The organism is Streptococcus sp. HMSC062B01 (genome assembly GCF_001811085.1).
GTDB lineage: Bacteria > Bacillota > Bacilli > Lactobacillales > Streptococcaceae > Streptococcus > Streptococcus gordonii.
Genome location: NZ_KZ672806.1, coordinates 226,692 through 252,264 on the forward strand (window position 1 = coordinate 226,692; position 25,573 = coordinate 252,264).

Consider the following 25,573-nt stretch of genomic DNA (forward strand, 5'->3'; position numbering starts at 1 on the left):
CTAACCCCTTTCTGCTTCCTTGATCTGCTCTAGGCTAATTCGTCCACTGTAATAGGCCTTGCCTACAATGGCTCCAGCCAAGCCCAGTTTTTTCAGTTCATCTAAGTCATCCGCTGACTGGATACCGCCAGAGGCAATGACTTGAGCTTGCTTGAGAGACGCCAGCAATTTTTGATAATGCTGGATATTGGGGCCAGTCAGAGTCCCGTCTCGATCCACATCCGTATAGACAAAGAGACGGACGCCAATCCTTTCCATGGCCAGCGCCAGACTGATATAGTCTTGATTGCTGGTTTCCAGCCACCCCTCAGTTGCAACCAGACCTTCTTTCGCATCAATGCCAATCACGATTTTGCTACTTCCAAAGCGCTCCAGCGCAGCCTCAACAAATTCAGGATTCTTAACAGCCATAGAGCCAATAATGACACGATCAATACCGACCGCCAGGTAATCTTCAATCTGATCCAGACTGCGAATGCCGCCCCCTACTTGGATAGCTAGACCAGTCTCCGACTTAATCTGGGCAATCAAATCTCGATTGGCCGCACGACCTTCTAAGGCTCCGTCCAAGTCAACCACATGAATCATGGTAACCCCGGCTTCTTTGAAAACTCGAGCTTGCTCCAAAACATCAGGATTGACTACCGTCTTCTGGCTAAAATCCCCTTTAAAAAGGCGGACGGCCTGACCGTCTTTGATATCAATAGCAGGCAGTATTTTCATAGACATACTCCTTAAACTTTTCTAGGATACCGAGGCCAACTGCACCTGACTTTTCTGGGTGAAACTGGCAGCCAAAGACCGATCCTCGGTGAATCATGGCAGGGATAGGTCGCCCATAATCAGACGTCACATCCAAGTACTCCTCCGGAACATCTGTATAGTAGCTATGGACGAAATAGACTGACTGGCCCTCAAGATCAGCTGTCAAAGCAGACGACTGCTGGATCTGTAAGTCATTCCAGCCCATGTGAGGAACAGGCAGACCAGCCTGGTCCGGAATCCGGCGGCAAACACCCGGAATCAAGCCCAGTCCAGAGTTTTGACCATTCTCCAATCCAGACTCCAGCAGGAGCTGCATGCCTAAGCAAATGCCCAAGAGAGGCTTGCCATCGGCCACAGCCTGCTGAATAACTGAAACCAGCCCTCGCTTTTCCAACTCCTGCATGGCAGTAGGAAAAGCACCGACACCTGGTAAAATCAAGCCATCGGCAGCTAAAATTTCCTGCGGATCAGCTGACAGGCGCGCTTCTACTCCGACCTGAGCCAGAGCACGGAGAACATTGGCAGTATTTCCCGCGTCATAATCAATGACAATCATCATCTCTACATCAACTCCTTTCACTCAGAAAGACAAGCTAGAGCAAGCCCTTGGTGGAGTTGACTCCATGAATCTCTGGATTTATGGTAATAGCCTCTCGCAGAGCTCGTCCAGTCGCCTTAAAGAGACTTTCCGCCTTGTGGTGGCTATTCTTACCATGAAGGATTTTCAAGTGCAGGTTCATCTGCAGATTAAAGGCTAGGGCTTGAAAAAATTCCTCTACCAGCTCGGTATCAAAATTCCCAAGCTTGGGATTGTCAAAATCCGCCTCAAAGACCAGATAGGAGCGACCGGATAAGTCCAGACTAGCCATGCCTAACGTTTCGTCCATAGGCACAAAACTAGTACCGTAGCGGTTGATACCTGCCTTGTCTCCCAAAGCCTGATGCAGAGCCTGCCCTAATACGATGCCCACATCCTCGACCGTATGGTGGCTGTCCACCCAAAGGTCGCCTTCAGCCTTAACCGTCAGAGAAATTCGACTGTGGCGGGCAAAAAGGGTCAGCATGTGGTCAAAGAATCCGACACCAGTCTCAATAGCTACCGGCTCCTGTTGATCAAGATTGACAGCCAGTTCAATATCGGTCTCCTGTGTTTTACGCTTGATTTCAGCTTGTCTCATGGCAACTCCTTTTATTTTTCCTGTCTGCGGGCTTCGATGGCCTTGGCATGTCCCTGCAGGCCTTCTGCATAGGCCAGACTGGTAATATCCTTGTCAGCCGCTCCTACAGCAGTACGGCTGTACTGGGTGTACTGGATGCGCTTGATGAAGTCATAGACTCCCAGAGCTGATGAAAAGCGGCTAGTGCTGGTAGTCGGCAAAACGTGATTGGCTCCCGCATAGTAGTCACCGATTGGCTCGCTAGTATAATGCCCCAGAAAGACAGAGCCAGCATTTTCAACCTGATCCAGATAGCTATAAGCATCATCCATGGCAATTTCCAAATGCTCCGGTGCCACCTGATTCATGAGCTCGAACATAGCTTCCTTAGAAGGCGCAAGGATGATACGGCCGTTGTTCTCAATCGAAGCACGCGCGATTTTCTCTCGCGGCAGCTCTTTCAGCTGTCTGTCCAGCTCTGCTTCGACTTGGTCCGCCAACAAGTCCGAGTCGGTCACCAGAATAGCCCGAGCTAGCTTGTCGTGCTCGGCTTGCGACAGAAGATCGGCCGCCACATAGACTGGACTGGCTGAACGATCCGCAATGACCCCAATCTCCGAAGGCCCAGCAATCATATCAATTCCCACGATGCCATAGACCATTTTCTTGGCAGTAGCCACAAAGATATTGCCCGGACCAGTTATTTTATCCACCTTGGGAATGGTCTCCGTTCCATAAGCCAGGGCTGCTACACCTTGGGCTCCGCCAATTTGGAAAATCCGATCCACACCAGCCAGCTTGGCAGCGACCAAAATCGCTGGAGTAAAATGCTCCTGAGGTGGTGTAATCATGATGATTTCTTTGACACCAGCAATCTTGGCTGGAATGACATTCATGAGAACGGAGGATGGATAGGCTGCGGTGCCGCCAGGTACATAGGTGCCGACCCGCTCAATCGGCCGAATCAACTGACCACGGACAACGCCCTCGCTGGGACTGTCCTCAAAACCAGTCTCCAACTGCTGGCGGTGGTAGGATTCGATATTGGCTTGGGCATTTTTCAGGGCGGCCAAGACCTCTGGATCAATCTCCTCAAAAGCCTGATCAATCAGCTCCTGCCCAATCTCAAAATCTGTCACCTCAACCTTGTCAAAGAGCATGGTATAGTCTCTTAAAGCTTGGTCACCGTCCTGTTTGACCCTTTCAATAATCTCAGACACCGCTTCTTCCACATCTAAGTTCTGCTGGCTGAGCTGCAGTTGCTCTTCGTATAAAATCCGTGAAATTTCTTCGTTACTTCCGCTTAAACGCTTGATGATTGTCATTTAAAAGCCACCTCTCTTCTTCCTACTAGGGATTCAATCTTTGCCACAAAAGGCATGATATCCGGGTTATTTTTCAGGGAAGCCTGATTAGCAATGAGCCGGGCAGATACCCGACAAATGTCTTCAAAAACCAGCAGGCCGTTAGCTGACAGGGTATGCCCCGTTTCCACAATATCAACAATGGCATCCGCCAGACCCAGCACCGGTGAAATCTCCACACTGCCTTGGATGGAGATGATTTCCACATCTTCCCCTTTTTGATTAAAATAATCAGTCGCCACCGTCGGGTACTTGGTCGCAATCCGCTTACGCTTGTGATCATGAGGGTTATAGCTGGGAACCGAGGCCAGTGAGAATTTACAAAGGCCAAAGTTCAGATCCAGCAGTTCTAGATAGCCGGTCGGATGCTCAAAGAGAATGTCCTTACCTACAATACCCAGATCAGCGACTCCATGGCGCACATAAGTTGTCACGTCAGGCCCCTTGACCAAGAGAAAGCGAAAGCGACTGTCAGGACTTTCAAAAATCAAGCTGCGTCCCTTGTCTGCCATGAAGGACATATCAAAGCCAGCCTGGGTCAAGAGCTTGACCGTATCTTCCTCAATCCGCCCCTTAGTCAGGGCAATGGTAATCTGACTCATCTGCTGTCACCTTCCTTTCCGCCCTCGTCTGGTAGGTCATCATGAATAGCCTGATAGACACTATCAATATCTAAAGACCAGCCGATAGCTGTCAGTTCTGCTGCCCCGAAGCGCTTGAAAAGCTGATCATAGCGACCACCTGATAGAAAAGCATCTGGCACTCGGTCACCAAAGACCTTGAAGGTCAGGCCGGTATAGTAAGGCATGGATGCTACCTGCCCCAAGTCCATAGTTGTCTGCTCCAGCAAGCCTGATAGGCTCTGCAGAACCTGCTCTATATCATCTAGAGCCGTCAATATCCGCTCGTTGTCAACTATCTCTCTAGCCCTAGCTAAAACCTGTTGGCTAGGACCAAACAGATAGGGCAGTTCTTGTAAAAAATCATCAAACTCACTCGATCTAGCCTGGGTGAATTCAAAGAGCCCTGTCCTGTTTTTCTTGCGAATATAATCTAGCAACTGGGCCTCCTCCTGCGAATCCAAGGTCAAACTCTCTAGGATTGTCTGCAGGATTGCTGCATGGGAAAACTCAAACTGATAAGACTTAACCTGCGCCAAATCCAGCGACTGCTTGGCTGTCTTGATAGCCTCAAGCACTGCCTCGCGAGCTGGATAGCCGATAATCTCAATACCAGCTTGGCTGAGCTCGTTGGCAAGACCGCGCAGCTCTTCTTGATAGTGAAAGACCTTGCCCGAATAGGAAAACTTGGTCGGCGTATGCACCCTGGTCGAAGCAATAACCCGACCAATCTGGCTGGTCACATCCGGTCGTAGCACCAATAGCTCGCCTTTTTTATCGAAAAGATGATAATGATGGGGCTCCACATGGTCACTGAAGACCTCGAAGTGCTCCAAAGTCGGTGTATCAATCCGATTGAAACCCTGAGCCATCAGAAAATCACTGATGTCCCGCTCAATCTCATAAGTCACACGCGCCCTCTTGAAAAGCTTGTCGTGCATGCCAATCGGAAGGGTGATTTTATTCATAGGCTGCTTTCCTTTCTAGATCTATTTTTACACTGTATGGCTTTGAGTCTAACTCTCAGCTACTGCAAATGTCCTTGATAGCTGCTAAGACTGTTTCCATCTCCTCTCGCCGTCCGATAGAGATGCGCAGGAAGTCCTTGATTCGTTCTGCTTTTGGAAAATATCGCACATAAATCCGACGCTCCTCTAACTGCTGAAAAAGCTCTGCTGCAGAGATTCTAGTAGGCTGGGCTAAGACAAAGTTGGTCTGACTAGGCAGGACTTGGAAATCCAGCCCAGCCAATTCTCCAGCAAACCAATCTCGGGTCTCTTGGATGGCTCTGCCGGTCTCCAAATAATAATCCCAATCTTGCACCGCAGCAAGAGCCAAGCGCTCTGCCAACAGATCCACCGAGTAAGGATTAATGGAATCCTTGACAGCTTTCATGACAGCTATTAAGTCTGGATGACCGATACCGTAGCCCACTCGCAGACCAGCTAAGGCAGCATCCTTGGAAAAGGTCCGTGTGATAAAGAGGTTGGGATAGGTGTCTAGCAGAGGCAGGGCAGATTGACCGCCAAAGTGAATGTAAGCCTCATCCACAACCACTACTACATCCTGATTGGACGCCAGAATTTCCTCCAACTGATTCAGTGGCAGATAAATCCCCGTCGGGGCATTGGGATTGGCTAAGATAATGCCACCATTATCTCCAAAATAATCTGACGGATGGACCTCAAAATCATCTGTCAGAGAAATTTCTCGAAAAGGCACTTGGTAGAGGTCTGCCCAGACCTTGTAAAAACCATAGGTCAAGTCTGGAAATAAGACCGACTCGCCACTGTTAAAGAAAGCCCGGAAAGCCATGGACAAGATGTCGTCACTCCCGTTACCGATAATGAGCTGGTCAGGTGATACACCCAAATTTGTAGCCAAAGCCTGACAGAGCTCCGCCTGATCCAAACTGGAATACTTGCGCAACTCCTGGGCATCAAAGTTCTGCAGGGCCCCTGCCACCTTAGGACTTGGCCCATAAGCATTTTCATTGGTATTGAGCTTAATCATGTCTGGCTCATTGGGCTGCTTCCCCGCTACATAAGGATTGATCTGCCTGAGACCTTTTAGCTTAACCATCTTGCCACCTCTCTTTCACACACTAGCCATTATCTGACTCTGATTATCTTTTAGATCTTCCAATAAATGAAAGACGAAATTTACCGCTTTGCTAAAGGAAAATAGGGGAATCTTCTGGTTTAAATATAATAAAAAGCCCTCGCAAAAAAACTTTGCAAGGACGTTGACACGTGGTTCCACCTTTATTCGGACCCCAGTCGCCTGAGGACCCTCTGGGAGTACGAGACTCCAGATTGATAACGGTAATCAGCCGTCGGATACTAGTCTCGGTCTACTGACAAATTTCGCACCCGCACTCAAGAATGTGTCGTCTAAGGATTGGATGCCGTCTCACCAATAGGCACTCTCTGTTTCTTGTCTTAGACTTTTTCTCTCATCGCTTTCAATTTATTGTTGAATATTCTACATGAATTTTAAATAAAAAGCAAGAGAAAAATGAAAATTATTAATTTTATTTGTATTTTTAAAACATACTATCGTTCTTTTAGCATGGAACTGGACAAATCCAGCAGACTAATCGCTGTTTCAAAATGCTCCCCCATTAGGTCATAGACAGCATCTTCGCTTAAGACACCGCAAGCTATATTTTCAGGGAAATCTGGACTATTTGAGTATTCTAAATCATCAAAAAATTTCTGACCAGTATAGTAGTCCCTCAGCTGGATATAATCTGACTGGCAGCGCTCCAGTTGATCTAGAGCTTTCTGAGCATCTGCTAGGACTTGAGCATATTTATTCAGATGTTCTTCCATTTTTTGAATTCGTTCTAACTGCTCCATCTAATTCTTTCCTTTCTGAAATTAACCAACCAATCAGTCCACCTGAAGCAACTGAAGCTTCTCACCGCCCAGCAGAATTAAATATTTTTCAATCTGAGAAATACCGTAAGAACGACTGAGAGCTTGAGCGTATAAGTCTAGCTGGCTTCGGTAGCGAGCAATCAACTCAGATGGCTCTTTGTATTTATCCGTCTTGTAGTCAAAGAGGATAATCCGATCCTCAAAGAGCAGATAGCCATCCAGAATCCCCCGAAGAACAAATTCCTGACCGCTGGTTTCGTCCTTCTTAAGCATGGCAAAAGGCGCTTCTCGATGCAACTTATCTGAGTTAGCTAGCAAGATTTCACCAAGCTGAGTCTCAAAGAAACTTGCAATCTTGTTGAGGTCAATCTGTTTTTTCACAGACTCTTCTGCTTGGACCTGTTTTAGACTTGATTTTAAAACAGACAAGTCCGGCTTCTGATCTAAAGGAATCCTTTGCATAAGTTCATGAACAGCGCTACCGACTTGGGCTCCGGTCACCTTGGTTTTCCGGCTAAAATCAGGTAAGTCGAAGTTAGGCTGAGGCCGAAAAGCTACTCGCTCATCAATGATATCCAGGCCTTCTGTGTCCATAATCGGCTCATAGAACTTCTTAATTTGGCTTGGCGTTCGCACACTAGGTAGCTCAATAGCAGAGCGGTATTGGCTATTTAGTCGATCTACACTTTCTAAGATATCCAGAGCCCTGCCGATATCATCGGACTGACGGTTGTCTGTCAAATCATCCGCATCAAAGGGATTTGAATGGTGGATCTGGCCAATCTTGTCAGCAGTCAAATCTTCGTCACTGACAAATCTCAAATCAAAAGCAAGGTGATCTTCTGAAAAAACAGCCTGTATAGCATAGATCCAATCTTGGAAAGAAGTTAGCTGACTACGGATAGAAGCTGATAAACGCCCCTCTTCGACCTGTCCCCAGCTTCGTTTCTCAAGTTTTTCTTGACTACCTTTTCCAACTAAGTAAAGCTTGGTTTCAGCCCGTGTCATAGCTACATAAAGTAAGCGCATCTGCTCAGAAAGACTTGCTAGCTTGATCTCTTCTAAATTTTGCTGGTAGGGTAGCGTGTCCATTGACAAACGGATTGATCTTGTTTTTACTTCTTCTGGATATTCAACCTCTACATCAGCGATATATTTAATCCCAATCCCATTTTTACGACTCAAGATAATGCTAGAACTGGTATCTTGGCGGTTAAAGGCCTTGTCCATATTAAGCAGAAAGACATACTTGAACTCTAGTCCCTTACTCTTGTGGACTGTCATCAAATGAACCGCATCTTGCGGTGCAGCATAAGGAACGCTAGCCAAATCGTGCTGGTTCTCTAAAATTTTATCAATCATGCTAATGAATCGAGACAGGCCTTTAAAACTTGATTTCTCGTAGTCATTAGCTCTGAGTGAGAGGGCATAGAGATTGGCTTGACGCTGGGCTCCATTGGGCAAGGCACCAACATAGTCATAATAAAAGCGGTCTTGATAAATCTTCCAAATCAAATCGTACAGAGAATGAGTTTTAGCAAAGGTTCTCCACGATAAGAGTGTCTTTTGAAAGAGCACTAGTTTCTTTTTAAGGTCTGGCAAGATTAAGTCTGGATGCAATCCTTGATTAGTCAAGGCATTTTCTAACTTCTCATAGAGATTTTCCTGCGATTTTTCCTGACTTTTCTGTAGCGCTATTCGAGCCAGCTCATCTTCTCCAAAGTCAAACATTGCTGATTTGAGTAAGGCTGTCAAGGCATAATCATTTAGAGGATTATTGATAGTCCTCAAGGTGTCCAACATAACCATGACTTCGACAGACTGGAGGTAATTGTCTTCTCCTCCATCTGGTACAAGAGGGATATTATACTTGTCAAACTCAGCCAAGATTATATCATTTCGAGTCCGAGAAGCCGTTAAAAGAGTAATGTCCTTAAAGGCAACCGCTTCTTCCTCATGCAGGCGAATGATTTCCTTAATAACTAGAGACACTTCTCCAGCAGAGATACTTTCCTCACTTAGTTCCTCGCTTGCTACCGTCGAATCATAAAGGAGGAATTCAGCCCTATTTTTTGGATTAGGTGATGCTTTCGTCGGATTTCCCGCCACCAAATAATGGGTCTCATCATAGTTAATTTCCCCGACCTGCTCATCCATCAGTCTCTTAAAGACATCATTGGTTGCTTCCAGTACCTCTACATGACTACGGAAATTCTCCTTGAGGACAATCAGTTTCCCTTGGCTTGGATCTGCTTGATAAAGCCGAAACTTATCATTGAAAATCTGAGGATCTGCTTGACGAAAACGATAGATGGATTGTTTGATATCCCCCACCATAAATCGATTATGGCCGTTAGATAAGAGCTCCAACATTCGCTCCTGAGTGTGGTTTGTGTCCTGGTACTCATCAACCATGACCTCATGGTAACGCTCTTGATAAAAGCTTCTTACCTGTGGGAAGTCCTCTAAAATCTGTATCGCAAAATGGCTGATATCCCCAAACTCAAAAGCATTCTCAGTTTTTTTACGTTCTAGATAAGTTCGAGTAAAGTCACTCATGAAATCACGTAGCAAATCTAAGAGAGGCAGACTGTCATCCTGGTACTTCTCAAGGAACTCAAATTGATAAAGGCTGGACTCAAGACCTCGCAAATGCTCGATTCTTTCTTTACGTCCTTGGTTAAAGGTATCAGCTAACTCTTTTAATTCTTCCTTGCGAGTAGTGATGGTCAAGGCTCGGCCACCGCTAGCCCGTGATAGAAGAACCACGTCTTTTAAGACACGGAAATAGTCCTGCTCAGAGGACGATTCCTGCAAACTCCCCAATTTATCTAGCGCAAGCAACACATTTTCTTGGTATTTAGCTCCCGCAAATTCACGTCCCTCATGATCCAAGTGAAAACGGAAAAAATCTTCAAGGTCAAAAAGAGCACCTTTCACTTGCTGTAAAATTTTGTCTCTCTCGCGAGAAAAATCTGTCTCTTCATAGCCTTTAAGGAAAAAGTCCTGCAACCATCTCTGAGGATTGCTGGTTGATTGGAGAAACTGGTAAATGGCGTAAACTTGCTGGCGAAAACCAGAGGTGTTCTTTTTCTTGCCCGTGAAATTTTTGACTAACTTTTCAAAAATATCCTTCTGATCACCAGTATAATATTGTTCAAAAAGCTGCTGAAAGACTTCATTTTGTAGCATAGTTTGCTCACTAGCTGACTGGAGAATACGAAAATTTGGGGCCAGGCCCAGGAGATAACCATACTTGTTGAGAAGCTTTTGTGTAAAAGAGTCCATGGTCCCAATATCAGCCGTGGCAATAGCCGCTAACTGCTGGGCTAGGTGTTGTTTAAGTTCTTCATCCTGACTTTCTTTGAGGACTTTACTTAACTCTTTTTCTAGACGCTCCTTGAGTTCTCCAGCCGCTTTTACGGTAAAGGTTGAGATGAAGAGTTCCTGGACGGACACTCCACGGAGAATCTGGTCAATAATCCTCTGAACCATGACAAAGGTTTTCCCTGACCCAGCTGATGCAGAGACTAGGATGTTTTGACCTGAGGAATAAATAGCCTCAATCTGCTCAGCAGTTCGTTTTTGTTCCTTATTAGAAGTGGCTTCAAAATGCTGTAGCTGACTGATTTCTTCTGGGCTTAAAAAAGACTTCTTCCTCATTTTTTCAACTCCTCCCTCATCTTTTCTATCCATGCTTGGCGCAGTTTCTCACCAACTGGACGTTTTTCAAATTTACTCAAATCTAATTTATCTAACTGTCTGGCTTGGCCTAGGTGGCGATTGGCTTCAAAGCCGGTAATAGCCTTAAACTGATCGACATAAGGTGCTATATTCCGGCCATTTTCTGTATAGGGATTAACCTCAAAGTGACCAGCCAGAATGCCTTTAGCTACTTTTTTATAGAGAATTTCATTATAAGCTAGTAAAATAGCCAGTTCTTCTTGACTGAGACTATTAACCTTGCTCTTTTCATAAACAGGACCCAAAGAGGCCAGCTTATCTGCTAAAAAGAGTCCCTTGTACTGCATGGTTTTCGCAACTTCCTTGACCGCATCTCCTAGCTCTTTGGTATCTTTAAGGGCAACAATAGGCTCTGTCATTTGCAAGTACATGGCACCGAAAAGATCTCTACCTTCCTGCTGACCTTGGAGTTCCTGGATAGCCTCTAGATAAGTCGGAAGCTGAGAATTCAGACCATTAAAGAATTTTTCATAGCTAAACTTAGTCTCGCTAGACTTATAGTCCACGACTCCCATACTCCCATCAGCTAGCAATCGGTCAATTCTATCCACCTTGCCTCGAACACTAACAGCTCTGCCATCTTCCAAGATAAGGAAAGGCTCTTTACTGTTCCCAAAGACTGTTTCTTCTCCAATCGTTTCAATCCCAGCTGACTGAGCCAGAACTTGACCAGTTGACTTAGCAGTATCTAGTAGCAATTGACGAGTAAAGAGACTCTCGCTAGATTCATTGTATAGACTTTCAAATTCAGTCTCCCGCATGGTTTCGTCTATTGCCACTTCTAGTCGCTGGTCAAAGTCTCGACTAGTATTCTCCTGAAGTACTTTCTCAAAAATTCGATGCAGAAAATTTCCGTGGCTTCTAGCATCTGGATGAATAGTCCACTCTTCCTGTAATCCTAAAATATATTTGATGAAATAGCCATATTGATTTTTGAAGTATTCGTTTAAAGCAGAGGCTGAAAGTCGGAGAGGCTGATCTTTTGGATAAAGAGCTTGCAGAGTTTCCGGTTGCAGAGACTCCGTTTTCAGTTCCTTGCTGATTTGCGGAATACTGATGCCTTCTGCTGCTAACTTCTTGCGGAGAACCCGCACAGCCACCGCCCAAAAAGTTTTCTCCTCTGCTGTCCACTCTCGGTCAATCTCCTCTTGATGAAGCTCGATGATCTGAGACAAGAGAGCTCGGTAGCTACCAATATCGTCACTGGAAGCCTGAGGCTTTTTGACAATGATGGGCAAGGACAGCGGTGCTGCAGTCAATTCCAATAGATAGGTCGACATGCTGTCCTCTACTTCATTGACTAAGGCCGGCGCAGACAAGACCAGCTCTTTGGTAGCAGAATTCATCAGCGACAGCGCTGTGTAGCGATTCTTCTTGAGATTTTCTGAGCTAGCAATCTGCAGTTCCGCCTGAGAATCCGTTGCGTCATTGAGCCGAGCCCGATCTTCATCACTGAGCAAACTCTTGTTTTGCGCGATTTTCGGAAAACGCTCTTGAGTCAGTCCGATTGCATAGACGTAAGGAGCGGCTAAAGGTTCTATCAGGTCATAAGACTGGACCTTGACCACATCTACCGTCGCCGGTACTGTCCGATAGTTGGACAAAAGCATGCCTGAGAGGACCAAGGCCAGAAAGTCGTCTAGTTTGACCTTACTATCTGCAAAAACCTGAGCAAACTGCTCTAAGACATGGCTGAAAGCCTTCCAGACTTCCTCATGACGCTCCTGCTCCTGCTGACTTTCTCCCTGCAGCAGAGCTGTCAAATTGTCAGACAAACGAGCTGCTTGTACGAACTCCGTAAACTTAGCTAAGAGTCCCGATGCCGTCTGGCTGCGGGATTTGAAAAAGTCTTGCAGCGGAGTCATGACTCGGCGACGAATATGATTGAGACAGTCTAGGTCAAATTTCCCTTGGCTATTGGCCGTGAAATCCTTGGCTAGCTTGCCTGCCCCCTTAATGTCCGCAAAGCGCAGATATTGCTCAAAATGATCCAGCTCTTCTTGAGTCAAATCGCCATAGAGCCCCGTCTTTAAGAGATTGAGCAGGTCTTCCAGTTGGAAATTATAGCGTTTTAGCCGCTCCAAAGATTCGACAAACTGGACCAGCGGATGCTGCGCCATCGACTCACTCCGACCCAGATAGTAGGGAATCTGATATTGGTCAAAAATAGTCTTGAGCTGAAGCTGGTAGGCTTCCACATCTCCCAAAAGCAGGCGAATATCCTTATAACGCGCCCCATCATGAACCCGCTGTCGGATGGACTTAGCCACATACTCCAGCTCTTCTTTCTGATTCATAGTAGCCCAGATTTGAAGCTGGGAGCGGTCTAGATCACTCAGACTCACCGTTGATTCTGAAAAGTCATAACGACTCTCCAAGATATTGGAAATCCGTCCAAAGGCATCTTCTGCTTCCGCATGAGGGATATAGTCAGGCTTGACCTGATAGTCCTCGGCCAGCTTTCTCAGAAAATCCACGCTGGCCTGATAGAGATTGCCCTCACGAAAGGCTGCTCGATAGGCTTTTTGGCTAGCATAGGTCCCGATAACAATCTCCACACCTTTCCGATGTAGGAGACCGACCAGGTATTCCTCTTCAGCAGAAAAACGCGTAAAGCCATCAATGACCAGAGCTAGATTCTCCAATTCCTCATCTGTATCACCTGACAGAATATGCTGGGCAAAAGTCGCAATCTGAGAGGATGAATCAAAATCACCCTTATTTAGAGCCGTAGCCACAGCTGTAAAAATCTTGACCAGATCCTCCCCCTTCTCAGGCTCCTCAAGAAATTCCAAATCCTCAAAGGACATCTGGGCTGTCTGCAGTTCATGGTAAAGATCCATCAGCTGCTGGATAAACTGGGGATCCTTCTTAATCCTACCATAGACCTTAAGCTCTCCATCATCTAACTCTGTCAAGGTCCGATAAATTAGCATTCCCAGACCAATATCGTCCAAACTCTGCCCTTTCCGGACATCATTGAGGACAAAATACCGAGCCATCTGGGCAAAGCGCGTCACCGTAATAGCAAAGGATGCCTTGTTCTTCAGGCACTCCAAAACCGCCCGCTCCTTCTCAAAAGAAAGCGAATTTGGCGCAATATAAAAGACTCGCTTACCAGCCACCACCAAACTCTCAGCCTCAGCCACTAAAACCTTGGTCAAAGAATGGCGAATATCTGTATAAAGTAATTTCATAGCCTGCCTTTTCCTCTAGAAAATATAGGTTTATTATATCATTTTTGAAGGGATTTGACTCTTAGCTATACACATTCAACTAATCCTTTTTCATCCCCTAACAACTAGATGAGACGTTTTGCATCTACTTATTTTTCCTACTTTTTTAAACAGCAGAAACTTCAACCAGCTTAGAATATTTCAAATGAAAACACCCCGAAGGTTAGATTATTTCTAACTTTCAGGGTGCGATTTATCAACTAGATTGCAAAACCAGTCTTTTTTCTATAAGAAACGGTTTGCTCCAAACTACTGAAGATTCTCTAGAGTTCGGTATTTCCTATTTAGGCTTAGAATTTAATCTAGTAAGCAAGAAGTGAAAAGCCAAGTGTAAATAAAATGATTCAATCCTATTATTTCTCTTCTTTACGTCCACTAATCACTTTCCACAAGCCGGCTAAAAGTAAGCTTAGCATACCATAGATTGACCAAGAATTTTCTTTTTGACCAGTTTCAGGAAGTCTTGCTTCTCTTGAAAGAGCCACTTCTTTTGAAGAAGCATCATTTTCTTTGTGTTCAAGATTAGCGATTTCAACCTTTTGTTCCTTACGGAATTCCATAGAGTCCCGTCCTACTGGTGGTTGTTGATCCATTTGTCCTCCTGGCTTAAGATCAGAGCCACTTCCCTTGTCCTGCTGATTGTCCTTTTCTACTGCAGGGTTCTTTTTAGCAATTGCTAGAATACGGTCTGCTAACTTAGCGTACTCGGTATCTTTCTCATTTGGCTGATAACGAAGTAAGAGAGATTGACTTTCTTCTACAATTGGTATCGTTGCAGAAATAGAATCTGTCTTAAACTTGACTTCGTACGGATCAGCATAATAAATGTAGTCTGGATCAAAAGCATGTAAGGTTAGGACCAGACGGTGACCCTTTTTAACAGTATACAAGTTTGGCTGCAAGTACATAGTGTAGTTGTGGTACTCATTTTCTTTTAGATCGATTGAATGACTAGAACTTGCAGAATTAAAACCTGAATCTGGGTTAGCCAAGTTCATCCAGCCTCTAGAAATAACCACACTTTTCACTTTATGCGTCTTGTATTCTTTAACCGGAAGACTGTCTAGATTGCTACCATGCCAATCTCCTTTTTCATCAACCGTTTCTTTTTCTAGTGTACGAGTACTATAACCGTTCTTATCATAAGTGATTTCTTCTTTGACAACATCAAATTCCTCATCAGATACATCCATCAAAGTCGCGCTGACATGGGCATGCTTCTTATCACCTTTCAAGAAGGCCGCACTAAAATGAAGAGGAATATGGCCTTTAATGGTAATATCACGATCGACAGGAGCTGCATATGAAGCACTGACGGCGGATGAATGAAAGGCTGCGTCTTGGTTTCTCGTAGTCCAATTTTCACCTGTGCCATAAAAATCACTAGATACGGTCACATCTTCTCTCTTGGAATAGGCACGAGCAGTGATTTTATTGTCTGTTTCCCATTTATCAAATCGACGCCACTTGGTTGGATCTAGGTTGTCCTGAGCAGTCACCTGTGGAAGATGTTCGATGCCATTTTGAAGACCGAATAAATAATGACTATACCATTGATTCATTAAATCATTAAATGCTTGACCAGCCACTGTAGTTCCTGCCCAGCGAGTAGATGGATAAACGTGATTTCCTTGGTGGAGCAATACTTTTGGATCTATACCTGCCTTCTTATATGCTTCTAGCATTAATTCAAAATGTTTTGGTTTGACATTATCATCATTAAGCCCTTGGATCAGCAAGGGAGCAGCTTTTAGATTGGCTGCATTTAAGGTATAGTCACGCTTAGCATATTCTCCATTATAATTATGACCATCCTTGTGTTGCAGCTCGTTGAGTTTTGTGATATAAGCAGCATAGTAGTCTTTAATTTTATCCCAGTCATCCTTGTCTAAGATCCTACCAGAGGTATAAACAGACAACCAAGATAGATCATTTGAAGCACCTGTATCAAGAGGAGAACCTTGACTATTAAAGTGATCATACCAACTGGCAATTCCCGCTGCAGGTACTATTGTTTTAAGACCTTCTACACCAGTAGACGCAACTCCAAAAGTAGTTGTTCCAGCCCAAGACAAACCAGTCATGGCAACATTGCCACTCGACCAATCCGCCTTGACCTCACGATTGCTTGTTTTATCTGCATAAGCCTTGCGTTTGCCATTCAACCATTCGATAATACTCTTGTAGGCAGCAACTTCCAAATCAGAGCCTGTTGTATTGATTCCATCTGAACCTTTTGAGCCCAGTCCACTACTTGTTACAACCGCATAACCACGGACTAGGTAATAATTGTACCAGTTCAGGTTTTCATAATCATAATGAGTATAATCATCAGAACTTTCACGTGGATTGACATAGTACCAATCCTTAGGTTTAGTCGCTTTTGCAACCTCTTCTGTCGAAACTTCTTTGACTGCTTTTCTCTTGTCTGGCTTGGTATAGAGCTTAGCCATATCAAATTTGCCACCTTCTTTGAGACCCAGCCCTTCTAGGGTACGTTCTTCTGTCGTACCTGCAACGTATGGGCTAGCTTCAAAGATTGTCGGAGCTTTATAATCACCTTTAACAGCAGCCTTTGGAACTTGGACGAAAGTCTTTACCAAGTCTGGTTTCCCATCTCCATCTGTATCATAGTCCGTTTCAACATAAACAACATAACGGACAATATCACTATTCTCATATGAATAATGTTCAGGATCATCACCACGAGTAAATGGGAAAATAGGCTGTGCTCTACCATTCATAAAGAGAGGTGTCTTGCGCTCTGCTCTGTAAGCAGCATGGAGTTTTTTCGCTGCAGCAACCATAGTAACAAGGTCTGTAACTGGATCGGATCCTTTCGCCTTTTGGTCAATCATTCCTAGACTCTTAGCGAAGGCTAAACGATCCTGGTCAGTTGAACCAACTTGTCCTTCTTTTGTCGATGCCCATTTCAAAAGTTGATTAACAGCTTCGCTGATTGTTGCTTCCTTCTTAGAATCTTCCTCAGTCCTTGCTTGACCAGTTACTTCTGACAAGTCTGCTAAGGTCGTCTTAGGTGGATTAGACACTCTAGTAGCACTTCTATCATTTCCTGGCTCTTTATTCGAAGTTACAGTTGCTGAATTGTTCTCTTCTCTTGGATCAACTTTCTTTTCAGTATCACTACCAGTATCTGCTACTGGCTTTTCAGGAACCGCTCCCTTGTCCGTAGCTGATTTATCCGACACATTTGAAGACTCAGGGACTGCTTTATCGAAATGATTTTCCTTCTCACCTATAGATTGATTGGAATCGATTGCTTCCTCAACGACCGCTTTTTGCCCTACACCTTCAGTAGAGCTTTCCTTATTAACTTCAGCATTCTCACTTGACGCTACTTGCTCAGATACCGATTTATCGGGACTAGACTCTTGATCCGTACTGGTCGCTAACACTGGCTCAACACTATTTGAGCCAACTTCATCTGCTTGAACGTGACGCGCCAAAACAAGAGGACTAATCAATAAACTTGCAGCTACAATCGAAACAATGGTTGATTTTTTCATAAAATGACTCCTTATACCATGTTTTCAAAATCAGCAGTCAAGGCTAGTAGATACAATTTCCTTCACTGCCGTTTGATAAACAAATAACGAAAAAATTTTTAAATACATTCAGGACTTTCAAAAGCTTGAAGCGCTCCACCCCTCTTTCACTTTATAAAACGCCTTTTTTAAAAAGGCAAGATGACTCCCCCTCCTTATTGGAAATATCTGCTCTATTTCTTAAAATTAAAAAGAAAGCAAGATCATTGAAGAGGAGAAACAATTAGTAAATTAAACTGTAATACACTATTTTAAAAGCCAGTTAGTTCCGCGATGCAAAAGATTGGCTAGGAAGGCTACTGATGAATGGAGCCAAACTGCTAATCGGATTCTCATATGGCTGACTTTTTACTGAAAAATATTTCTTAATCAAATATATCCCAATGACATAAATTTAACTACAGTCAAAGAGGCTTTCTAAGGGCCTCTTACTATTATTCTTCAGCAAAGTACAGCTTCATTCTAACACTATATGTAAGCGCTGTCAATGTATTTTTGTCTATTTTTGCACATAATAAAAAAAATTAAAACACCACATTGTTTGTGGTGTTCTTATTAGATTGTAAAGTTTCTTCCTGCTTGTCTGAGACTTTGATAGGCTTCATTTAAAAGGAAATGCTAAATCGCATCCATTTGCCATCAACAGCTTCAAATTTATATGCAAACTGATGCTTATCCAAAATTTGCTGAACGATAAAGAGTCCCAGACCAGTCCCTCCATCTTTCCGGTTTCGGCTATAATCCGGCCTGTAAAATGGTTGAAAGATCTGCTGGATCTGAGTCTCATCTAAAACACGCTCAGCCTGGTTTTCAATGAACAAGAGGTGTTCTTCAAGGCGGATTGATATTTTCCCATTTTGAACAGTATAGTTAAAAGCATTATCAATGAGATTTTTGATCGCCTTGACCAAGTAGATCTTATTGCCCTTCATCTCAGCCTCTTCTAAACTAACTTGGCACTATCAGTTCCTCATGTCTGCCATCAGTTTGTAGGCGCCGAGATTTTCTTCTAGAACCTGCTTCAATGAAAAGACTTCCTCAGTCACCTCTGTTCCCATCTCCATTTTAGAGATAGCTAAGATGGACTGAACCAGAGCGGATTGCTCTTCTAAAATTTCTCGACATTTATGAAGGTAGGTATCTCGATCCTTGAATTCCCCTACGCCGTATATCATACCGTCAATCATTCCCATCATACTGGTTATTGGCGTCTTCAGCTCATGGGAAGTCATACGAAGGAACTCAGCCTTCTCCCTTTCACTCTCAGCAACCTTTTCATTTTCCACTTTCAACGCTTCCATACTTGTCAGCAAGTTAGCATAAAGGTGATTGATATCCTGAGCGAGTTCAGCGATTTCATCCTTTCCTTTAGCTACACAAACAACATCTGGCGCTAAACTGGTCATCTGACGAGTTGCAGCCGATATATCCTTTATCCGCTGACTAGAGGTCCGGCTGTAAAGATAGGCAGAAAGTCCTCCTAGGCTAAGGGATACGACTAAAACAAAAGGATATAGATTGAGCAAAATATGACTGGCATCACTGACGGGCTGCAGAGAATATTCTCCCTGCAGGGTCAAGATTTTTCCATCAGATGTTTTAAGCTTCTTACTGATACTTTTATGCTTAGCTGTTCCATCAGCCATGGTAGGAAGGATTGTTAGTTGTAAGGAATCTTGGGTCTCACTTACTTCAACAGTCGGGTAAACGACCTGGTCTTTGGCATCTGTCAAATTAAACCAGATACGATTATTTTTATGACTATAATCAGTGAGAAGAGATTTCATTTCGTCAATCGACTTCCCCTTCATTTGCTGAGTTACTTGTTCAAATTCATGATTAGCTTCTCTACTCTTTACTTGCTCATAATAGATTGGCATAGCAAAATAGAGACTAGCAAGCACTACTGTGACAACAACAAAGATAATCGAACTGGTCAGCAGGAAATTCTTTTTTACAATCTTCACGCCTGATCTCCACCCAATTGATAGCCCATACCAGTAATGGTTGACAAAGGAATTCCAGGAACTTTCTTGCGAATATTCTTGATATGATTGTCCAAGACACGACTATCTAGCTCACTATAGCCCCAAATAGTATTCATAAGCTGGTCTCTTGTCACTAAATGGCCCTTACGTTTAGCAAGAACTTCTAGAATTTCGTACTCCTTCTTGGTCAGAGCTAGCTTTTCTCCTTGCCAGAAAATCGTACAATCTTCTAAAACCACGCGCAAGTCACCGATGACAATTTCAGAATAAACAGCAGTCCGACGTAAAATATTTTCTATTCTTTTCACCAAAATGAGGGGTGAAAAAGGCTTAGTCACGTAATCGCTAATCAAGTGATTAAAACTCACTAGCTGGGTATATTCATCATCTAGAGCAGTTAAAATCATGACTGGGATCTGCGATGTCTTACGGATTTCCTTGAGAACATCTAAACCACTAACGGATGGCAACATCATATCTAAAATGACTAAATCAAAAGTCTCTTCTTCAAACTGACGTAGAGCCTCTGCGCCATCATAAACCGGCGTAACACTGTAGTTACTTTCTTTTAAAAATTCACATATGACTTGGTTGATAGTAGTATCATCTTCTACGACCAAAATCTTATACATAACGACTCCTTATTACTTCTATTCAAAGCGCAAAGCTTCGATTGGATCAAGCTTGGACGCCTTGACGGCTGGTAGCAATCCAAATACTACCCCTATTATACAACAAAATAGCAAACTTACAAAGACTGAGAAGAGGGAAAGAATGTAAGGATAAGCCAATGACTGGGTAATAGCAAAACCAGATAGGATTCCAGCCACTACTCCTATAAATCCACCCATCAAGGTCAAGATAACTGCTTCAATCAAAAACTGCTTGAGAATGATTTTTCGTCTTGCTCCCAAAGCCTTCTTAATACCAATTTCACGAGTCCTTTCTGTAACAGAGACTAGCATGATGTTCATAACACCAATCCCTCCAACCAGAAGGGAAATACTGGCAATCCCTGCCAAAAGTACAAAGTTTGATTGGTTCAAATTATCCAATTGACGTTCAAATTCCTGTAAATTTAGCACCCCAAACATATAATCAGAACTAGGAACTTGTTGATTGAGATAATCTCCAACTTTTTTTGCCACCTTCTTCAGGTCATCTGCTTTATAGGTTTGAACTGTCACCTCTGGATTAACATTCAACTCCTCAAAAAGTCTGTGCCATTGTTGGAGTGGAATATAGGCAACCCGATCAGCTCCCGCTGTCAAGCCACTTTGTTCCGTAGACTCAAAAACACCAATTACCTTGAAAGGACTTCCCTTGACTTCAATGTATTTTCCAATACCATTTCCATTTGGAAAGAGACTATCATAGAGAGATTTTTCCAGATAAGTAACCTGCTCTTGGTTTTGAAAAGCAGGATCCGAAAAATCTGCACCCTCTACGGTCCGCATTTTCTTGATTTCTGCAATATTTTGAGAAACAGCCTGTACCTTACCAGATGTTTTTTGTTCCAGATGATAAATCTTGTCATCCGTTCCATAGGTTAAAAGAGCATTTTTAACACCAGGAATTTCTCGAATCTTATTCAGTATATCTTCACCCATGAAAGGGATGTAACCAGGTTTTTTTGCCTGAGCCTTTTCAGGAATACTAGGGTCAATCACATTCTTCTTGTCATAGACCACTTTGATGGTATTATTACTGCCACCGATCAACTGTCTCTTGGTATTTTCTGTATTTCCTTCGATAATTGAAAAGATAGCAATGATGGCACCGATCCCAATGATAATTCCCAGCATGGTCAGCATTGAGCGCATTTTATGCGATAAAATGGAATTTAGAGCTACAAAAATATCTTCCATAAATGTCTTAATTCCTTTCTACCTCTTTGTGTTCAATATTTCCATCTCGTAAAACAACTGTTTTCTTGCACATTTGAGCCACTTCTGGTTCATGGGTAATAATCACGATTGTTTTTCCAGCTTCATTAAACTGCTTAAAAAGTTCCATGATTTGTACGCTGGTCTTGGTATCCAAGGCACCGGTCGGTTCATCACCTAGAATAAAACTTGGGTTAGTAACCAAAGCGCGGGCAATGGCTACCCGCTGCTTTTGTCCCCCTGATAATTCCATTGGCTTAAATTCGCTCCGCTCTTCTAAGCCTACCAAACGTAACATTTCCATTGCCCGTTCCCGTCTTTCCTTTTTGGGAACCTTCATATAAGTTAAAGGCAATTCCACATTTTGACAAGCCGTTAATTTTGGCATCAGATTGAAGTTCTGAAATACGAAACCAATCTTTTGATTTCGTAAATCTGACAATTGATTATCTGATAGATTGGATACATCTGTACCTTCAATATGATAACTTCCAGCATTAGCCTTGTCCAAGCACCCTATGATATTCATCAGAGTTGATTTACCGGATCCTGACGGACCCATAATAGCTAGAAAATCACCTTCTTTTACATGAAGATCGATTCCTTTTAGAATAGGAAATTCCTGACTGCCCTGTTGGTAAGATTTATGAATTTCTTTAAGCTTTAACATCTGCTCCTACCTCCATGCCCTCTTTCATGCCGTTCTTAACACTAGAGATACTGTCTTCCATCTTCAAACCTTCTGTGATTTCAATAAGCGAACCTTTAAGAGCCTTGGTCTTGACTTCTTGTTTTTTGATCTTTTTGTTTTCTACTTTCCAAACATAAGATTTACCGTTTTCTGTGAACACATAAGATTTATTCACAACAACCTTGCCAGCTTCAGGCGCATTTTCAATAACATTGACATAAGTATGAGAACCAATCAAAGGCATATTTTCGGCTTGGTCTAACTCTACTTTATATGGGTATTTAGCTTGATTTGGATTTTCCTGTTGTTGTTTGTTACCATTTGCCGCTGCATCCGCTGTAAGAGTACCGACTTGAGTTACTGTACCTGTCCATTTTTTCTTAGGGCTCTTACGGTCAACTACTTCAACTTTTTGTCCTACTTGTAATTTCTCGCGATCAAATTCACTAACGTTCCCTTTTACAAAAGTCTTGGACTTGTCCATGATTTCGATAAAGTTTTCTTCTTCTTTCTTAGCTTTTGATTGAGTCGGTAAGTCTTCATTCATAGAAGTGATAGTGCCCGCTGTATCTGCTGTTACTGTATCATATTTCATTCGGTCTGATTCAGTTTGAGCAGTTGCCTGAGCTTTTTCCGCTTCAATCTGAGCATTTTTTACTTCATTATCAGCTGAATTCGCATCGCTTAAACTTTGTGCAACTTCATCTTCCGCAGATTTGATCTGATCTAGTAGGGACTCATCGTTATTCGCATTATATTTTTCACGCAAGCTGTTCAAATTTGCTAATTTACGATTATAAGTCTCCCACTTAATTGAGGCATTACTTTGCGCCGTACTAATACTATTAGACTTAGCCTGAGCATCATATTGAGCTGATTGAGCCGTCAGCTCTTGGGAAGTTACATAGGAAAAGAGAGGCTGTCCCTGTGTGACAGTGTCGCCATTTTTGACGAATACTTCCTTGACCTCACCTTTTGATGGATCGATCTTAACCTTACTGCTATTATTCGGTGCAACTTCACCAGATAAAACCAAGCTTTTCTTCTTAGCTTCATCCACAGCTTCTTGAACTGTTTTAGAGTCAACTTTGTTGTTAACAACAACAGATTGATTTTGACCTGGCTGCAAAAGGAAGTACCCTCCCACAGCTGCACAAGTCAATAAAGCTACACTACTGATTAAAATAATTTTAGAATTTTTCTTTTTTCCTCGTAACATACTGCCTCCAAGTCTCACGACCACTCATTATTATTCTGCACTTGAATCTGCTGTATCTGTATCTTCTTCATTATCAACTGGAATTTGAACAATATTACCATCTGGCATAGTATATTCTGTCACTTCTTTCCCATCAACCACTTTGTTTTTCTTATCTACAGCATCCTTCTTGTAATCAATTGGCTTGCCATCTAAGGTCTCTGTTTTTTGCTTATCCTTATTTCCACAAGCTGCCAAAAATAAAATTGAGAGTCCTAAGACTGCGATAAGAGTAGCTAATTTTTTAAAGTTCATGATGTTCTCCTTTTTAGTAAGTTATTGGGTTAAAATCTGTTGTAAATGTTTTTATCAACAAAGATAAACAGCTTTTTAACCTTTTTGTTTTGTTTGAACAAATCTATTCTAACAAAGCTATCTAAGACCCTCCTACCTGCCATCTGTTTTTTTTGTGTTTTTTAAACTGATACTATTCTTTTGAATTTTTTGCATATCCTATCATGAAAACCAATCCAAGCTATTTTATGATATAATGACAATATCTTTAATAAACACCAATACGAGGTAAGATTATGACACAAACAGTTTACTTTGGTACCTATACCCGACGGGAGTCAAAAGGTCTTTACAAGGCCGATTTTGACTCAAATAATGGAATTTTGTCAAACTTAGCGCTAGTGGCCGAAGAAGCCAGTCCAACCTATCTTGCATTTGACGCTGCTGATCATCTCTATACTGTGGGGGCTGAAAATGGGCAAGGAGGAATTGCTGCATATGATAAGGATTTCAAGCTTTTAAATCATGTCGTTGAAGAAGGAGCTCCACTCTGTTATGTTGCAGTAGATGAAAAGCGTGATTTGGTATATGGAGCCAACTACCATAAGGGCCAAGTCTTAGTCTACAAGCGTTTATCTGATGGCAGTTTGGAGCTAGCAGATTCAGATACACATGAAGGATCTGGTCCACATGAGAATCAAGCTTCTGCTCATGTTCACTTCACTGACTTAACACCTGATCAATACCTAGTTACATGCGATTTAGGAACTGACCAAGTGGTAACCTATGACCTTTCAGAAGATGGGAAACTGGAAAAATTAGATACTTACACTTGCGCGCCTGGTGCTGGAGCACGCCATCTAGTCTTCCATAATTATTACAAAATGGCATATCTCATTTGTGAACTAAACTCAACGATTGAAGTTCTTATCTATGATGGTGTTGGCCAATTTGACCACCTACAAACTATCTCGACCCTACCTGAAGACTTCACTGGAGCAAATGGTACTGCTGCTATTAGACTTTCTGCAGATGGCAAGTTTCTCTATGGATCAAATCGCGGACATGATTCAATCGCTGTCTATAAAATTCTCAAGGATGGCAGCTTGGAATTAGTCGAAATTACACCAACCAATGGAAAGAATCCACGAGATTTTAATATCACACCTGATCAAAACTACATTATTGCTGTTCACCAAGATTCTGACAATGCGACAGTTTTCAAACGTGATATAGAAAGCGGTAAATTAACAGAAGTCTCTCATGACTTTTATGTTCCTGAATCTGTCTGTGTCACCTTTAAATAAGCAGATTCCTTGCTTTCTATTTAAAAGTTTGATTAAATTATTACCGTATGAAAAAATGACTAAGGAGCCTATTATGAATCCCCTAGATTTATTTAACCAAGTAAAAGAAATGATCGAAAAGAAAGATTTCGATGCAGCTAAAAAGTTTGTTGAAGATAATAAAGACAAACTTGGCGAATACCTAGACCAAGCCAAAAAATTAGTAGCTGGAAATGAAATGGCCAGTGACGCTATCGATAAAATCAAAGGTTTGTTTTAAGCAAACTATAAAAAGCATCCTCATTGAGAGATGCTTTTTTATATATACACAAATTTCAGATACTGGCTAGGCATTTTAAAAAATAGATCCCAGTTTCTATTTAAAAACAGGGACTTAAGTACTAAATATTAATCTGACTTTCTTCTTTTCTTTGCCCTGTAACAAACATGGTAAATGTTGCCTTGCAGACATTTTCTTTTTCTTGATTGCTAATAACCACATCTACTACTCTCGTTTTACGTCCTGGATGAACACAGGTCCCTGAGATAGTAAGCTTATCACCAGCATGTCCTGCTCGCAGGTAGTTAATTGAAGACTGGAGCGTTACTCCATCTAAACCTTGTGATATCAAGACTAGACCAGAAATCTGATCACAGAGAGTAAAAAGGTAGCCACCGTGAGCACTACCATAATAGTTTAGAGAAGACGTCACCACTTCGGTCGTGACAATGACTTGGCCATCCTCCATTTTTTCAATTTCGTAGTTCTCAAATGCTGAAATCGCATCAAAGTGAAAATCTTTCATTTATTTCTCCTCACAATCTGTGTCTTATCATACTACTTTTCATCGATTCAAGCAAGGAAAGTTCCCAAGAAATCGATAAATACTCTGATT

Annotated in this window: 19 protein-coding genes and 1 pseudogene; 2 read left to right on the top strand and 18 right to left on the bottom strand. The window is 42.7% G+C overall.

The window, feature by feature from the left end:
• The 17 genes and pseudogenes from hisA to HMPREF2780_RS09995 all read right to left on the bottom strand — a co-directional run bounded on the left by hisA (position 1) and on the right by HMPREF2780_RS09995 (position 23,412).
• Complete coding sequence (gene hisA, locus HMPREF2780_RS09915) at positions 1 to 723, bottom strand: 1-(5-phosphoribosyl)-5-[(5-phosphoribosylamino)methylideneamino]imidazole-4-carboxamide isomerase (RefSeq protein WP_061596618.1); 723 nt, start codon at positions 721 to 723, stop codon at positions 1 to 3.
• Positions 701 to 1,324, bottom strand: coding sequence for an imidazole glycerol phosphate synthase subunit HisH (gene hisH, locus HMPREF2780_RS09920; protein ID WP_061596620.1), 624 nt, complete (start codon positions 1,322 to 1,324; stop codon positions 701 to 703). The genes hisA and hisH overlap by 23 nt, the downstream gene beginning before the upstream one ends.
• 34 nt (positions 1,325 to 1,358) lie before the next feature.
• Positions 1,359 to 1,943 carry an imidazoleglycerol-phosphate dehydratase HisB gene (hisB, locus tag HMPREF2780_RS09925; RefSeq protein WP_061596622.1) on the bottom strand — a complete coding sequence of 195 codons (585 nt, stop codon included), beginning with the start codon at positions 1,941 to 1,943 and terminating at the stop codon, positions 1,359 to 1,361.
• Between the two features lie 11 nt (positions 1,944 to 1,954).
• Positions 1,955 to 3,247 carry a histidinol dehydrogenase gene (hisD, locus tag HMPREF2780_RS09930; protein WP_081102633.1) on the bottom strand — a complete coding sequence of 431 codons (1,293 nt, stop codon included), beginning with the start codon at positions 3,245 to 3,247 and terminating at the stop codon, positions 1,955 to 1,957.
• The gene (hisG, locus tag HMPREF2780_RS09935) at positions 3,244 to 3,888 is read right to left on the bottom strand and encodes an ATP phosphoribosyltransferase (RefSeq protein WP_048779877.1); all 645 of its coding nucleotides are present in this window, start codon (positions 3,886 to 3,888) and stop codon (positions 3,244 to 3,246) included. The genes hisD and hisG overlap by 4 nt, the downstream gene beginning before the upstream one ends.
• Positions 3,885 to 4,874 (bottom strand): ATP phosphoribosyltransferase regulatory subunit, encoded by a 990-nt coding sequence (locus tag HMPREF2780_RS09940; RefSeq protein ID WP_048779874.1) that lies wholly within the window; start codon positions 4,872 to 4,874, stop codon positions 3,885 to 3,887. Before HMPREF2780_RS09940 ends, hisG begins: the two co-directional genes overlap by 4 nt.
• Before the next feature lie 55 nt (positions 4,875 to 4,929).
• On the bottom strand, positions 4,930 to 5,988 hold the full coding sequence (gene hisC, locus HMPREF2780_RS09945) for a histidinol-phosphate transaminase (RefSeq protein ID WP_061596624.1): 1,059 nt from the start codon (positions 5,986 to 5,988) through the stop codon (positions 4,930 to 4,932).
• Between the two features lie 473 nt (positions 5,989 to 6,461).
• A complete protein-coding gene (locus HMPREF2780_RS09950) occupies positions 6,462 to 6,767 on the bottom strand; it encodes a DUF4298 domain-containing protein (RefSeq protein ID WP_061596626.1) in 306 nt (101 codons plus the stop codon).
• Between the two features lie 33 nt (positions 6,768 to 6,800).
• Positions 6,801 to 10,451, bottom strand: coding sequence for a helicase-exonuclease AddAB subunit AddA (addA, locus tag HMPREF2780_RS09955; protein WP_061596628.1), 3,651 nt, complete (start codon positions 10,449 to 10,451; stop codon positions 6,801 to 6,803).
• The gene (gene rexB, locus HMPREF2780_RS09960; RefSeq protein WP_061596630.1) at positions 10,448 to 13,729 is read right to left on the bottom strand and encodes an ATP-dependent nuclease subunit B; all 3,282 of its coding nucleotides are present in this window, start codon (positions 13,727 to 13,729) and stop codon (positions 10,448 to 10,450) included. The genes addA and rexB overlap by 4 nt, the downstream gene beginning before the upstream one ends.
• 392 nt (positions 13,730 to 14,121) lie before the next feature.
• The gene (locus tag HMPREF2780_RS09965; protein ID WP_061596632.1) at positions 14,122 to 17,295 is read right to left on the bottom strand and encodes a CocE/NonD family hydrolase; all 3,174 of its coding nucleotides are present in this window, start codon (positions 17,293 to 17,295) and stop codon (positions 14,122 to 14,124) included.
• Positions 17,296 to 17,939: 644 nt separating this feature from the next.
• Positions 17,940 to 19,301 (bottom strand): annotated as a pseudogene (locus HMPREF2780_RS09970) (HAMP domain-containing sensor histidine kinase).
• Complete coding sequence (locus HMPREF2780_RS09975) at positions 19,298 to 19,954, bottom strand: response regulator transcription factor (protein ID WP_008809355.1); 657 nt, start codon at positions 19,952 to 19,954, stop codon at positions 19,298 to 19,300. Before HMPREF2780_RS09975 ends, HMPREF2780_RS09970 begins: the two are co-directional and overlap by 4 nt.
• 18 nt (positions 19,955 to 19,972) lie before the next feature.
• Positions 19,973 to 21,190 carry an ABC transporter permease gene (locus HMPREF2780_RS09980; protein ID WP_008809356.1) on the bottom strand — a complete coding sequence of 406 codons (1,218 nt, stop codon included), beginning with the start codon at positions 21,188 to 21,190 and terminating at the stop codon, positions 19,973 to 19,975.
• 7 nt (positions 21,191 to 21,197) lie between these two features.
• Positions 21,198 to 21,878: an ABC transporter ATP-binding protein gene (locus HMPREF2780_RS09985; protein WP_061596636.1), complete on the bottom strand. Its 681-nt coding sequence runs from the start codon at positions 21,876 to 21,878 to the stop codon at positions 21,198 to 21,200.
• Entirely contained in the window at positions 21,865 to 23,118 is a 1,254-nt protein-coding gene (locus tag HMPREF2780_RS09990; RefSeq protein WP_061596638.1) for an efflux RND transporter periplasmic adaptor subunit, read from the bottom strand. The genes HMPREF2780_RS09985 and HMPREF2780_RS09990 overlap by 14 nt, the downstream gene beginning before the upstream one ends.
• A 30-nt stretch (positions 23,119 to 23,148) precedes the next feature.
• Complete coding sequence (locus HMPREF2780_RS09995; RefSeq protein ID WP_053794510.1) at positions 23,149 to 23,412, bottom strand: hypothetical protein; 264 nt, start codon at positions 23,410 to 23,412, stop codon at positions 23,149 to 23,151.
• A gap of 275 nt (positions 23,413 to 23,687) precedes the next feature.
• Between HMPREF2780_RS09995 and HMPREF2780_RS10000 the strand changes: the two genes are divergently transcribed.
• Both HMPREF2780_RS10000 and HMPREF2780_RS10005 read left to right on the top strand, forming a co-directional pair.
• A complete protein-coding gene (locus HMPREF2780_RS10000) occupies positions 23,688 to 24,698 on the top strand; it encodes a lactonase family protein (RefSeq protein ID WP_105026561.1) in 1,011 nt (336 codons plus the stop codon).
• 73 nt (positions 24,699 to 24,771) lie between these two features.
• On the top strand, positions 24,772 to 24,957 hold the full coding sequence (locus HMPREF2780_RS10005) for a hypothetical protein (RefSeq protein ID WP_045503673.1): 186 nt from the start codon (positions 24,772 to 24,774) through the stop codon (positions 24,955 to 24,957).
• 121 nt (positions 24,958 to 25,078) lie between these two features.
• On the opposite strand, the gene HMPREF2780_RS10010 is transcribed toward HMPREF2780_RS10005, so the two are convergent.
• The gene (locus HMPREF2780_RS10010; protein WP_061596642.1) at positions 25,079 to 25,483 is read right to left on the bottom strand and encodes a PaaI family thioesterase; all 405 of its coding nucleotides are present in this window, start codon (positions 25,481 to 25,483) and stop codon (positions 25,079 to 25,081) included.
• Positions 25,484 to 25,573 lie beyond the last annotated feature (90 nt).